At 65.5% G+C, this 13,737-nt stretch carries 9 protein-coding genes and 2 pseudogenes; 4 read left to right on the plus strand and 7 right to left on the minus strand.

Translation table 11 applies throughout. The features are described from left to right. Nucleotides 1–12: 12 nt before the first annotated feature. A complete protein-coding gene (locus tag MVA47_RS17650; protein WP_247208978.1) occupies nt 13–861 on the minus strand; it encodes a helix-turn-helix transcriptional regulator in 849 nt (282 codons plus the stop codon). 35 nt (nt 862–896) lie between these two features. On the opposite strand from MVA47_RS17650, the gene MVA47_RS17655 reads away from it, so the two are divergent. Genes MVA47_RS17655 through MVA47_RS17665 form a run of 3 tightly spaced genes read left to right on the plus strand, consistent with a single transcriptional unit; the run spans nt 897 to nt 3,576 of the window. Then, nucleotides 897–1,421, plus strand: a complete 525-nt coding sequence (locus MVA47_RS17655; RefSeq protein ID WP_308280565.1) for a VOC family protein — start codon at nt 897–899, stop codon at nt 1,419–1,421. 52 nt (nt 1,422–1,473) lie between these two features. Next, the gene (locus MVA47_RS17660; protein ID WP_247208979.1) at nt 1,474–2,220 is read left to right on the plus strand and encodes a cyclopropane-fatty-acyl-phospholipid synthase family protein; all 747 of its coding nucleotides are present in this window, start codon (nt 1,474–1,476) and stop codon (nt 2,218–2,220) included. A 9-nt stretch (nt 2,221–2,229) separates the two neighbouring features. Then, the gene (locus MVA47_RS17665; RefSeq protein WP_247208980.1) at nt 2,230–3,576 is read left to right on the plus strand and encodes a TIGR01777 family oxidoreductase; all 1,347 of its coding nucleotides are present in this window, start codon (nt 2,230–2,232) and stop codon (nt 3,574–3,576) included. Between the two features lie 18 nt (nt 3,577–3,594). Here the strand turns inward: MVA47_RS17665 and MVA47_RS17670 are convergent. The 4 genes and pseudogenes from MVA47_RS17670 to MVA47_RS17685 form a co-directional block, all read right to left on the minus strand. Next, nucleotides 3,595–4,640, minus strand: a pseudogene (locus MVA47_RS17670) (low specificity L-threonine aldolase). 24 nt (nt 4,641–4,664) lie between these two features. Then, a complete protein-coding gene (locus MVA47_RS17675) occupies nt 4,665–5,402 on the minus strand; it encodes a ferredoxin reductase (RefSeq protein ID WP_308280566.1) in 738 nt (245 codons plus the stop codon). Continuing rightward, nucleotides 5,378–5,971: a sulfite oxidase-like oxidoreductase gene (locus MVA47_RS17680; RefSeq protein WP_247208982.1), complete on the minus strand. Its 594-nt coding sequence runs from the start codon at nt 5,969–5,971 to the stop codon at nt 5,378–5,380. The genes MVA47_RS17675 and MVA47_RS17680 overlap by 25 nt, the downstream gene beginning before the upstream one ends. Nucleotides 5,972–5,992: 21 nt before the next feature. Then, nucleotides 5,993–7,696 (minus strand): alpha/beta-hydrolase family protein, encoded by a 1,704-nt coding sequence (locus MVA47_RS17685; RefSeq protein ID WP_247208984.1) that lies wholly within the window; start codon nt 7,694–7,696, stop codon nt 5,993–5,995. A 117-nt stretch (nt 7,697–7,813) separates the two neighbouring features. Here MVA47_RS17685 and MVA47_RS17690 point away from each other — a divergent pair, with 117 nt between their 5' ends. Further along, entirely contained in the window at nt 7,814–8,590 is a 777-nt protein-coding gene (locus tag MVA47_RS17690; protein WP_247208986.1) for a PIG-L family deacetylase, read from the plus strand. Nucleotide 8,591: 1 nt separating this feature from the next. Here MVA47_RS17690 and recD read toward each other — a convergent pair. Both recD and MVA47_RS17700 read right to left on the minus strand, forming a co-directional pair. Then, nucleotides 8,592–10,441 (minus strand): annotated as a pseudogene (gene recD / locus MVA47_RS17695) (exodeoxyribonuclease V subunit alpha). After that, nucleotides 10,438–13,737 carry a UvrD-helicase domain-containing protein gene (locus tag MVA47_RS17700; protein WP_247208987.1) on the minus strand — a complete coding sequence of 1,100 codons (3,300 nt, stop codon included), beginning with the start codon at nt 13,735–13,737 and terminating at the stop codon, nt 10,438–10,440. The pseudogene recD and the gene MVA47_RS17700 overlap by 4 nt, the downstream one beginning before the upstream one ends.

Raw genomic sequence — 13,737 nt, forward strand, 5'->3', positions numbered from 1 at the left:
GTCACCGCGACCTCAATCCCGCCGGGCGGCAGACCGCACGTAGTCACTGGGTGTCCGACCGACAACAGCCTTGAACTCGCGGGCCAGGTGCGCCTGATCGGAGTATCCAAGTGACGCTGCCACATCCGCTACCGACATCCGGCCTTCACGCAGGGCGAGCGCGGCGTCTTGCAACCGGCGACGCTGGATCAACCACTTGGGGCTCAGGCCCGTTCGATGTACGCACAACCGCTGAAGGGCGCGCGTGGACATGTTCACCGCGTCTGCGAGTTCGGCGACGCGGCGCGGCCCGTCATCGTCTTCGACCACATCGACGACCCGGTTGATCAACTCGCCTTCGTCATCGATCTCCCACTCCGTGGCCCAGTCGAGGTATACGGACAGGACCGCCTCGTAGGCGCGCCGATCCGATTCCGAGTGTGAGCGCATCGCCGTCCGCACTGCTCCTGCGACATCGACCCGGCCGGGGATGGGCAGAGGCTCACCGATCGGCAACACCGGTCCGCCAACCGTCGCACCCGCCAGCGATCTGCCTGTCATCAGAGTGATCGCGGCCGGTCGCAGCAGAACTGCCGCGGCCCAGCTCTTCCCTTCGAGCTTCTGCTCACTCGTCCCCTGACTGACGCAGTACAGCGCAGCCTTCTCCGGCTCGACGACCACGTTCCCACCGGGGTGCTCGAGAACTGGTTGAACGATTGGTGCCGGAAGGTTCCAGCATGCGATCCAGACATGCCGCAAGATGCTCCCGGCCTGGTGTCCGGGAGGGATCGCGAGGCGTGAGATCTGTACGCCACCGGCGCCCGGGCGCAGGTCGCCACGCGGCCCGACGGGCCCATGGTGGGAACTGTCGCGTTTTTTCAAGCGCTCACACCCTGCGTCAGTGGACCATCGCCTTCATGAGTATCCACGCTGCCAACGGGCAATTCACCGATCACGGAATCCCCCACGGCTATACCTCCCTCACACCCTTCATCGTCGTCACGCCTGCTGCCGAGGCAATCGAGTTCTACAGCAACGTCTTCGGGGCACGCGTTGAACAGCGCACCGACTTCCCCGGTCCCGACGGTGAACCGATTGTCGCGCATGCCGACCTCGACTTCGGGACGGGGCGTCTACAACTGGGCGACCCCAACCCTCAGTATGGACTGGTGCCGAGGCCAGACGGGGACTCCGACTGTTACTCGATGGCCATCTACGTCACCGACGTGGATGCCGTGGTGCAGCGGGCCGTCGATGCGGGTGCGATCATCCGCGAGGAGGTACAGACATTCGTCTCCGGTGATCGGTTCGGCTCGGTGCGCGACCCTTTCGGGGTCCGATGGTCGGTGATGACCCGGATCGAAGACCTCTCCCCGCCGAGAGCGCCGCGAGAATCGAGGAGTGGGCCACGCAGCAGGGCTGACGAACCGTTGACCCGGTGATCGGCGATCAATTGCCTTGCCCGGTCTCGTGCCCGCCTGAGAGCATCGCTGAATGCTTGATGACGTCTTCTTCGCCGCTCACCAGGGACTGCCCCGCGAGGCACCGGGGTCGGTCGCGACGACTCAATTGCTGTTCAGGTTGGCCGACGTGAAGACGCCCGTTCCTCACGTCCTCGATGTCGGCGCCGGAACAGGTCCTGCCGCAATCGTTTTGGCGAAGCTGGGGGCTCGCGTGACGGCCGTGGACACTCATCGGCCCTTTTTGGACGACCTGCTGTCCAACGCAATCACCGCAGGGGTGGCGGATTCGATCTCCATCGATGAGGTCGCGATGGAGACACTCGACTATCCCGACCACCATTTCGACCTCATCTGGTCGGAGGGTTCGGCGTACATCATGGGCGTCGACAACGCGCTCAGGCGGTGGCGGCGGCTGCTCGCACCCGGTGGTGCCGTTGTACTCACCGACGCCAACTGGCTGACCACCGATCCGAGTCGCGAAGCGGCCGACTTCTGGCGATCCGCCGCTCCCGGGATGCGAACCGTCGCCCAGAGCATCGATGCGGCCCAGGCTCTGGGCTGGGTGGTGGCAGCGACATACCTGTTACCCGACAGCGACTGGGACGAGCTGTACGGCCCGCTGGCGGCAAGCATCAACCGCCTGCGCCATGAACAGCGCGCCGACGACGAAGCCCTCGACATCGTCGAGGAGGAAATACACATCCGTCGCCGGTTCGGTGCAGAGTACGGCTACGTCGGGTATGTGCTGCGTCCCGCACAGACGGACACCGATGCGTAGCGTGGGCCCATGGGCATCACGCATTCGAGTACCGTCCCCACTCCTGTAGACGAGGTGTTCGCCTGGCACGGACGGCCGGGCGCCTTCACGCGGCTGGCGCCACCCTGGGGACCACCGTCGTTGATCAAAGAAGCCGAGTCGCTCAGTGACGGAACTGCGGTGTTGGGGTTCCCGGGTGGACTGAAATGGGTCGCGCGGCATCAGCCATCGAGGTACCACCCGCCCAATCAGTTCGTGGACAAGCTGGACTCGTGGCCACTCAAGTCCGTGCTGACGTGGACGCACCACCACGGATTCTCTGCCGTCGACGCGAACTCCACACTGGTCACCGACACTGTCGACACACCGGTCCCGACTGCGTTGCTACGGCCCATGTTTCGCTACCGGCATCGCCAGCTCGCCGACGACCTGGCGGCCCACGCATGGGCGAGCGAGTTCGGGCGCGGACCGATGACCATTGCGATGACCGGCTCATCCGGCCTGGTGGGTACCGCTCTCAAGGCCTTCTTGACCACCGGCGGGCACCGGGTGATCTCACTCGTGCGCCGCGATCCCTCACACGGAGACGAGCGACGCTGGGATCCCGACAATCCGGCACCAGACCTGGTGGACGGCGTCGACGCAGTGGTCCATCTGGCCGGCGAATCCATCGCGGGCCGATTCAGTGACAGCCACAAACGAGCGGTGCGCGACAGCCGCATCGACCCGACGGCGAAGTTGTCGTCGGTGATCGCGGCAACCACACCCCAGCCCGCGCTCATCTGCGCCTCGGCCGTGGGCTTCTACGGCTACGACCGCGGCGACGAGCTGCTCGACGAAAAGGCCTCGCGTGGTGAGGGATTCCTTGCCGACGTTGTCGCTGGCTGGGAGGCGGCGACCGAAGCCGCAGGCGACTCCGGCGTCCGGGTGGTCATCGTCCGCACCGGCATCGTGCAGGCCGCGGCCGGTGGCACCCTACGGTTGTTACGCCCTCTGTTCACAGTGGGGTTCGGCGGGCGGATCGGGGACGGCAAGCAGTGGCTGCCGTGGATCGCGATCGACGATCTGGTGGACATCTACCATCGCGCCATCGTCGACGAGACGTTGCAGGGACCGATCAATGCGGTGGCACCGAATGCCGTGCGGAACAGCGACTACACCGCAGCCTTGGCCGGGGCGGTGCACCGGCCGGCGATCGTGCCCGTACCCAGCCTGGGTCCACAACTGATCCTCGGCGCGCAAGGCGCTCGCGAACTCGCGTTGGCCAACCAGCATGTGGTGCCGTCCCGGCTCGCCGCGATCGGGCATCGCTTCCGGTGGCCGGAAGTATCCGACGCACTGCGCCATCAACTCGGCGGTGTCACCGGCCGGACGTAGGTCGGGAAGTGCACACCTTTAGCGTGCGAGCTCTTTTCTGATGGTCTCGATGAAGCGGTCCACGTCGTCGTCGGTGGTGTCGAACGAACACATCCATCGCACCGTTCCCCCGACTCATCCCAGTCGTAGAAACGCCACGACTCACGGACCCGTTCGGCGGCTGCGCGATCGAGGACGGCGAACACGGCGTTCGACTCGGTGGACTGCGCGAAACGAAGCCCCGGAACACCTTCGAGACCGGCTCGTAGACGCGCAGCCATCGCGTTCGCGTGTGCGGCAGCGTGGATACCGTTGCCGTCCTCGAACAGTGCCAGCAGCTGCGCCGAGATGAATCGCATCTTGCTGGCCAGCTGCATGCTCAGTTTGCGTAGATAGATCAAGCCGTCGGCCCGGTCTGGGTCGATCACCACGATCGCTTCGGCGCCGAGCGCACCGACCTTGGTGGCGCCGAGGCTGACGATGTCCACACCGACGTCGGTGGTGAACCGCCCCATCGGCATCTGCAGGGCCGCAGCCGCATTCCACAACCTGGCTCCGTCGACATGCAACGCCATGTTGTTCCGGTGAGCGAAGTCGGCGTTGGCCGCGATCTCTGCGGGGGTGTAGAGCGTCCCGAGCTCGGTGACCTGGGTCAGGCTGACCACAGCAGGCTGTGCCCGGTGCTCGAATCCCCAGCCATAGGCCTCCGTCGCGATCAATTCCGGCGTCAGCTTGCCGTCCGGGGTGGGCACCGTCAGCAGTTTGATACCACTGACGCGTTCGGGCGCACCGCCTTCGTCGGTATGGACGTGCGCAGACTCCGTCACGATTGCCGCACCCCAACGCGGCATCAGCGACGTCAGTGCCACCACATTGGCGCCGGTACCGTTGAAGACGGGGAAAACCTCGGCGCGAGAGCCGAATTCGTTACGGATGACCGCCCGCAGCGCATCGGTGTAGTCGTCTTCGCCATAAGACACCTGATGGCCGCCGTTTGCCTCGGCGATGGCAGTCATCACCTCTGGCAACACTCCGGCGTAATTGTCGGACGCGAATGCACGCCACTCGGGGTCATGTCGTCTCAAGGATTCTGCTTTCCATGTGGGGTCTCACCCTCCGAAACGCTCGGTACGGATGTTCGCGGCGGGATAACCCAGATCGAGAAGCCACTGCGCATACTGTTCAACGAAAGCCGTTGGCCCGCAGACTCGCACCTGCGGATCGAGGTCCACCGGGATCAGTGCGGCCGCGAACTCGCCGATGTCCGGACGACCGGCCGGTCGCGTCGACAATTCAGGCGCCTGCCGGGTGTACACGTAGTCCACACGCAGTCGTTCAGAAGCGACCAGGCTTTCCAGTTCGTGCGCGTAGTAGCGACTTGCGGGTGTGCGCAGCGAATAGAAGAGCCGGAAAGGCGCCTGGGAGGACGTGTGTTCGTGTTCCCGGATCATCGACATGAGTGGCACCACGCCTGAACCACCTGCGATCAGCTGCACCGGGTTCTGTTCGTTCGCACGCCAGACGAACCAGCGACCGATCGGTCCGCGGACCTCCACCTGGTCACCCACCTGCAGGTCGTACACCAGGTAGGGCGAGACCTCTCCGTCCTCGAGCTCCTCGACGGTGGTCTCGAGCAGGTCGTCACCGGTGGCCGCGGCAATCGAATAGGACCTCACCGCCTGATACCCATCCTCTGCGGTCAGGCGGATGTCGATGTGTTGACCCGGCAGCACCCTGCCGCGATCAGGCAGCCGTAGGCGCAGGGTGCGTGCGGTTTGCGTCTCCATTTCGGCCGCGACCACCGTCGCGGGCCGCCAGCCGTTCACCAATACCGCTCTTCTTTCCACGGATCTCCGTGGTTGTGGTATCCGTTGGTCTCCCAGAAGCCCGGCACGTCGTCGTCCATGATCGTCAGGCCGTTGACCCACTTGGCTGATTTCCAGAAGTACAGGTGCGGGATCAACAGTCGTGCCGGCCCACCGTGTTCGGCCGCAAGTGGCTCACCGTCGTAGGTGTGCGCCACCCACGCCTTGCCGTCGAGGACATCTTCCAGCGGCACATTGGTGGTGTACCCGCCGTAACAGTGGGCCAAGATGAAACCGTCGGGATCGACGTCGTCGCCGAGGAGCACATCCAGCGAGACCCCCCGCCAGGTCGTGTCGAGCTTGGACCACGCCGTCACGCAATGGATGTCGACGGTGATGTCCTCCTGGGGCAGCGCCATGAACTCGTCCCACGTCCAGCTCTGCAGCTCACCGTCTCGCCCTTTGACGTCGAAGCCCCACTGCTCTTGTCGGATCGCCGGGGTGGGTCCGGCGGTCAGGACGGGGAAGTCGCGGGTCAGGTATTGCCCTGGCGGTAGCCGATCGTCCTTCTGCCGGCGGCGGGCCCCGAAGCCCTTGTTGATGATGGCCATGGGTGCAATTGTGCGCTGTGCTCACCGATCATGCATCGACAGGCCCGAACTCACTCGCCGGCGTTCTGTGAGGAGTTCGCGTAACCGCAGGGTCTGGTCGGCGCTCCACTGAGTCGGCTGCAGGATCGCCGCCCACGAATCGGCGATGTCCGCGTGGAACGTGTGACCGTGCCCGTCGGGAACGTCGTTGGACACGGCCATGTCCGCCGACACCTGGAGGAAGGTGATGACCGGGATCCATTGCATGCTGTCGAGTACGTCTCGCCCGCGTGCTTCGCGTAGCCAATCGGGTTTGCGGAACGGAAGGTGGGGTGACCACCAGGTGATCGGATCGGACGGGTACTGCAGGTAGACCACCCGCGGTGATGGCCAGTCGGTATCAGGGCGGGAAAGATCGTCCGCGCCGGCGATGAAACGGGCGGTGCTGCCGTCTTTGTAGATGGGCAGCCACTGCGGAGAGCCGGGAGCACGGTCGGCGCTGGTCTTCTGCCACACCTCGTTGGTGTAGGTCGGACCGATGAACAGGGCGCCGTCCGCGCGGGCCGCGAGGTCTTCGATGCTCGTGAACGGCGCCTCGGCTCCGAAGGACCCCAGGCTCTCTCCGAAGACCACCAGTTTGGGGCGCGAGTCCTCGGGTAGGACATGCCACCGCGCATACACCGCTTCGAACAAAGCCTGACCGGCGGCGCGGGCCCGTTCCTTGTCGACCAAAAACGAGATCGGACTGGGCAGGTACGAGTACTGCATGGAGGCCACTGCGGTGTCGCCGTTGTACATGTACTCCAGCGCGCTCACGGTGCTCTCGTTCACCCATCCGGTGCCCGTGGTGGTTCCCACCGCGATGACTGCGCGCTCGAAGGCGCCCGCCCGCTCGAGGTCGTCGACGACCAGGTCGGCCTCGGCGCCGTAGCCCCCGGCTGAGGCCAGTCCGGCGTATGCCCGGATCGGCTCCTGCGGCGATGCGTTGTTGAAGGCGCGCAGTTGCTGGGCCGACGGACCCGAGGACACAAACGATCGCCCTTGCTTGCCGAGTGAGGCCCACGTGACAACGGACTCCCGGCTTCCCGACCGCAACGGGCTCGTTGGTTGCGCTGTCTCCGGGTCGGTCTCGTCGTTGATCGCGGCAAACGATTCGTTCAGGCCTGACATCGTGGCGCGCACCACCACTCCGTTGAGAACCCCGATCGTCACGCCGATCACCAGAAGGACGGCGACAACCGCGGAGACCGCGGGCGGAACGATTCGGTTCAGCACGGCGGTCACCATCGCGGTCACGCGGCGCATGGTCCGGCCGAGGGCGATGAACAGCACAGCGAACACCAGTGCCGACACGGGCACCAGCACATAGCCGTATCGCGGGAACGACGCGGCCCCCATCAATTCTCGTAGTTCCCGTTGCCACAAGCCGAACCAGGCCAGTATCGCCACCGTCCCGATCAGCGCGACGACGACGAGCGTCCGCCAGGCCCACCGTTTGAAAGCAGGCGATGATTCCCTGGCAATGACACGACGCAGCGCCGCCGACAGCAGCACTCCCAGTCCGTAGCCGAGGGCCACCGATGCTCCACTGACAACACCTTGGAACAGCCAACCCCGTGGAAGGAGTGACGGCGTCAACGACAACCACAAGCTCACCAACGCCCCGCAGAGCCCGCCGAAGACGTACCGACGGGGTACCAGGCGACGCAGCATCGCCGGCGCCCTGGTCCCCGCACCATCGGCCATGTGGTGACTTTAGCCTCGCGGCGCCTCGCAGCCTGCTCTCGGTCGAGATCGGCAGCTGCGCCGATCTCGACCACCATCTCGGGCCGCACCAGAGATGGCGCGGACTAGGCTGAACCGGTGTCGCATCCGAGCCTGCTCTGCATCCACGCGCATCCCGATGACGAAGCGCTCTGGACAGGAGGTGTCCTCCTCCGGTGCGCAGAACTCGGCGGTCGCACGTCGGTTGTGACGTGTACGTGGCCCCCGGGCTCCGAACGGGCCGGCGAACTGCAGCGGTCCCTTCAGATATTGAATGCCGGTGCCCCGAGGCTGTTGGGTTACGCAGATCTCGGTGTCACCGACACCACAGAGGACTATCGCTCGTTCTGCGATGCCCCTTTTGATGAACTGGTCGAGTCGGTGGTCGCCCACATCCGCGCATTCCGGCCGGACACCGTGCTGACGTATGACCCGATGGGTGTGTACGGGCACCCCGACCACATTCAGACACATCGCGTTGCGGTAGCTGCGATCGGAGCATCCGGATATCCGCAGCTGTACCCCGAGGCGGGCCCACCCTGGCGGCCGAAACTCCTCTACCAGGCCACCATGCCGTTCTCGGCTGCCCAGCTTCTCTGGCCTGCGGTGAGAAAACAGGCGAACCGCCCGGTGGGGCCGCTGCCCGGGGTGCCCGACGAGGAGATAGATCTTTTCGTCGACGTGACCGCGTGGCTGCAGACCAAATGGGACGCCTTGTCAGCACACAAGAGCGAGATCGCCAGAGGTGGCGCAATGACCATGCTCGCTGCCCTACCAGAGGAAGTTCGCTGGGATGTCCTGCGAACCGAGTGGTTTCAGCGAATGGCGCTCCAGCCCGACGCGGAAGCCTTCGACGCCCTACGCTTTCCGTCCTAGCTCACTCGAGCCTGGTCCGTAAGCCGCTTGCGCGCAGCACTTTCCGATTCACACCGGCCCTGATGGCTTCTTCGGTGCCGACGAGCCGCACGCGAGCACTTGCCCGGGTGATGGCCGTATAGAGCAGTTCGCGTGTCAGCAGGGACGACCGCTCCGGAGGGATCACCACGGATACGGACTCGTACTGTGACCCTTGGCTGCGGTGGATTGTCATGGCATACACCGACGTTGCCGACACCAGCTGAGACGGATGCAGCATCTTGATCGACTGGCCGCGCGCGAACGCCACCATCGGCCTGCCGTCGATGTTCACCACCACCCCGGTATCTCCGTTGTAGATGCCGGTGTCGTAATCGTTTGCGGTCACCAGCAGTGGTTGTCCGGCGAACCACCGGCCCGTGTCGAAAGCCTCCTCCGGTGCGTCGATCCACTCGGTCGCCAATCGCGACCAGTATTCGACGCCCGACGTACCTTCCCGATGAGCACACAGCAGTCGATGCGAGCTCAGACCGGCCAGAGCCGCCGCAGCGTCCCCGGCCTCCGCGGCCACCCGCACTGCGGTGGCGGAGTCGACGACGTCGCGCCGCACCGATTCGAGAGTGTCGAACCCGACGAGTTCGAACTCGTCATGGCCGGCACCGAGGAGATCGATCACCTCATCGGCGTCGCCCCGGCGCACAGCCGCTGCCAACTGTTCGATTCTCTCTCCGAATCGGCGCACCCGCGTGAGACGGATCACCCCTCCGCCCAACTGTTCACGCTCCTCGACCGACAGCGCGTCGACGTTGTCGGCGTCGGGTTCGAGGTCATCGGCGACCAGACTGCTCAGCACCGGATTGGTCTGCTCGGTGACTGGCCTCGCGACCAGATCGGCGAGCACAGCCCCGGCATCCACAGAGGCCAGTTGATCGGGATCCCCCACCAGGACAAGCCTGGATTGGGGGCGCAACGCATCGAGCAGTCGCGACATCATCGTCAGCGACACCATCGACGTCTCATCGACGACCACCAGCTCGTGAGGCAGCCGGTTCGTGCTGTCGTGTGCGAATCTGCTGCGGTTACCCGGCCGCCATCCGAGTAGCCGGTGAAGGGTGGTTGCCGTCAGATGCTCCGGGAGCCCGAGTTCGGGTGCCTGAGCGCGCACCGATGCCTCGAGTTGGGCCGCTGCCCGGCCCGTCGGGGCAGCCAGAGCAACGCGAAAACCCGGTCCGTACTCGTCGAACATGAGGGCCAGTACCCGCGCAACGGTGTGCGTTTTACCGGTGCCCGGCCCCCTGCGATGACCGTTGTCCACCCGGCTGTTGCCAGGGCAGCCGCAATCCGCTGTCGGTCGGGACCGGCGTCGGGGAAATGCCGGTGAAGCCCCTCCGACAATCGCCCGGCGTCGAGATCCGGGTGCGTACGGGCCCGGTTGTCGAGGAGCTCCCGGATCCGCTGTTCCTGCTGGAAGTAGCGACGGAGGTAGAGCAGCGGGCCCTCGGGCGTGTGTGCGAGATGGAGCGGCCTCAACGGTCCCGATGCCGCACCCGCCAGCAGAGGACTCGACTCGAGCGCTCTGACGACGTCGGCCGGGTCCGGCCACGGCAACGTGTCCGGATCGATCCCCGACTCCTCGTCGTCGATGGCGATCTCGGAGAGCCGGTTGACCTCCACACAGACCGACCCCAACCGCACCGCGCGCACTGCCAGCGCGGTGGCGATCAACACCGTCGGCTCGATGTCGGTCTTGGACAGTGCAGCAAGTCGTTGAGCCACATGGACATCGGCGGCGCTGAGCACGCCTGCCTGATTGAAGGGCACCAGTGGCGCAGCGGCGTTCAACACGATCCGCGCGTCTACGTCGGCGGTCACGCGGCCACCGCCCTTCCGGCGATGAGGTCGGACACGGCGGCGATGAGGGACGCGGAGGGCTTCCATTCGAACACGCCGCAGCCCGATGGCGTCTGCGGCCCGATCATCGCGCGGACGAAATGGTACTGAACGCCACCGAGGTGCACCGAAGGGTTGTAATCCTTCAATCGCCATCGTAGATAGCGGTGCAGCGCAACCGAATACAGCAACGCCTGCAGAGGATAGTGCGAGTGCATCATCTCCCGCGCCATCGACTCCGGTGTGTAGTCCAGGCAGGTGAGGTCGCCGCGCGCGGTCCGGTTCGTCTTGTAGTCCACCACCACGAATCGATCGCCCGGAATCCGCAGAACCGCGTCGATGCTGCCGGTGAGGAATCCGCGCAGCGGCGGTGCGGGCACCCGACGCAGCAGGGCGGGATAGTCGGCGAGCAGATCATCGGGCGACAGATGCTCCGCCATCAGGTCGCTGATGTCTCGCAGGGTCGGATCGGTCTGCGATCCGAGCGGGAACTCGAAGGTCAGCTCCGACAAGCGATCCTTCGAAGGTATGCGCGCGAGGGTGAGTTCGCGATCAGAGCCCAGAGGTGTGTGCATCACCGCGGTCAGCGCCTCGGCGAGCACATCGATGTCGACCTCCGCCATCCGCGCCAGCGCGGCCTCGACACAGCGGCGCCGCACTTCGCCCGCCAGATCGGCGACATCGGTGTCGACGGTCTCGAGTACCTCGTGGACAAGCGTTCCGAAGGCCGCCCCGAAAGGCAGCGAGTTCATCAGCGACACGTGTTTGAGTTCGGCAGGGCCTTCCGTGGTCGCCTCGGCAAGAGGTTCCACCGTCTGTTCGTCTGTCTTGTCCGTGACCTCGGGCTCGCTCGCCACGCCCGGCTGATGTGTACCCGCCACCAGCGCCGAATAGGAGGTGCGCCGCCACGTGCGGTCGATGACGCGGGTGAAGGACGCTGACCCCAGGTCGCCTGCCGACGGCTTCGGTTGCTGCCAACGGGGACTGCCCATTGGCGCAAACGTCGCCGGCTGCACGGTGACCACGTCGCCTGCCGCCTCACCCCATTCGGTGAAGAAGCGGGCCACCCGTGCATCGTCGGGTACCACCGGACGTGGTTCGGGGCTGGTTTTGTCGCGGCTGAACAGCAGCCTGTGAAGCGGCGACGAGCGGGTGGCAGTCGCAGGCGCCCACCACAGCACCACAGCGGAGGCAGCGCGTGTGAGCGCCACGTACAACAATCGCAACTCTTCCCCGTCTTCCTCGGCAGCGGCGGTGTCCCGGCGGGCCCGGTACCCGGGTGCGTCCTTGCCTCCGACGTCAAGGATTCGCTCTCCTGAGTCGTTGTGCAGCAACAGAGTTGTCGGGTTCGGATGGCGTGCTGCGTCCCAGCCGTAGGGCACATAGACGATCGGGAACTCCAGTCCCTTGCTGCGATGCACGGTCAGCAGTTGAACCGCGGCGGCGTCGCTGTCGAGACGGCGGCTCTGCTCGCCCTGATTGCCTGCGACCGGATCCTTGATCAGCTCGGCGAGTCGGCGCACGAGCGCGGTGAGGCCCAGCCCCTGCTCCACCACGGCACGGTTGCACAACTGGGCGATGTGGGTGAGGTCGGTGAGTCGACGTTCACCGCCGGTGATACCCAGCAGACGACCGGCGATGTCGCGGCGTCCGGACAGATGCTCGTACACCGCCGCAAACCCGGCGTCCTGATAGACCGCCACGAGCTCGCGGATCATCGCGCTGATGTCCGCTGTCAGCTCGTCTCCGCCTGCATCGAGCTCAGTGGCAGTCCACCCCAGAAGCGGGGTCAGTGCAGCCAACCGGATTCGGGCCGTACGACTCGGCTGCTCCATGGCCTGCAACAACCACAGCCAGTCGAGCGCTCCTTGGGTGCTGTAGACACTGGTACCTCCCGCCAGCACCGACGGTATCCCCGCAGCGTCCAGGGCACCTTGAATCATGCTCAGGTGTTTGTGATTTCGAACCAGAACTGCGACGTCTCCGGGCTCGACCGGCCTCGTCTTCCCACCGGTGACGTGGTCGGTGCCGGAGTTGAGCAGGTCGGTGAGGTCCGCGGCGACGTCGTCGGCCACCGCCCGGCGCAGCCGGTCGAGCACCGGAAACCCCGACTTGTTCAGCGGCCCGTGTCCCTTGCGGTTCAGATGGCGCAACCGCAGCGGGACCAGGCCGGGAAGTCGGGATCCGTCGTTGTTCGCGGTCACCTGGTGCACAACGATGTCCGGGCTACCCAGAGCTGCTCCGGCGTAGATCCGGTCCAGCGCCTCGATCAGTCCGGCGTCACTTCGCCAGTTCGTCGGAAGAGCCTGATGGTTGTCTGCGGCGCGTACGGCATCGAGGTAACTGAACACCTCTGCGCCTCGGAAGGCGTAGATAGATTGCTTCGGGTCGCCGACGAGCACCAACGTCGTGTGCCCGTGGAACGCGAGGCGAAAGATCTCCCACTGCACCGGATCCGTGTCCTGGAACTCGTCGACGAGCACCACCCGAAAACGGCTACGGATCCGTCGGCAGGCCGCCGGCCCGTGTGCGGGGTCGGCCAATGTGTCGCGCAGCAACATCTGAAGGTCGTCATAGTCACGCACATTGGTGAGGCGTTTACGCCGTTCCACCTCTTTGCGTACCTGCGTGGCGAACTCCACCCGCAGGTACTCGTCCGCCCCGGGTTCGGCGTCAGGCCCCAGCCGCGCCTGCCGCCCGAACACCGCCGCCCGCGAGAAGGCATGGGCGTCAAGAAGACTGAACGGCACCGCGTCGGTACCACTGAAGCGCCGCAGGTACAGGTCGTCGGTGACTTCGGTGATGAGATCGCCTACGTCCTCCACCAGAGTGATGTCGTTCTCGAAGTCGCCGGCAAGACCGAGCCCGTCCAGCATGCGGCTGCAGAATGTGTGTGTGGTCGCGATGGTCGCCGCATCGAAGTCGGACAACGCAGCGGTCAACCGTTCGCGACGAACACCCACCTCCTCGACGCTGCCGCGGGCGAGCATCGCCACGAGGGGGTCATCGGATTGCGCCGCACGTTGCGGATCGGCAAGTGCCCGTGCGAGATCGGCCAGTCGCAGCCGGGTTCGTTCTCGAAGTTCAGCTGTGGCGAATCGGCTGAAGGTGACCAGGAGTAGTTCGGACAACGGCACCCCGGACGCCACGTACCGAGCGGCCAGACCGACGATCGCGTACGTCTTGCCGGTGCCGGCACTGGCCTCCAATACCGTTGTGCCGCCGGGCAGCGGTCCGGTGATGTCGAAGGTGACGGGAGAAAGACTGCTCTGGGTCAT

It is taken from the genome of Williamsia sp. DF01-3, assembly GCF_023051145.1.
Lineage (GTDB): Bacteria > Actinomycetota > Actinomycetes > Mycobacteriales > Mycobacteriaceae > Williamsia.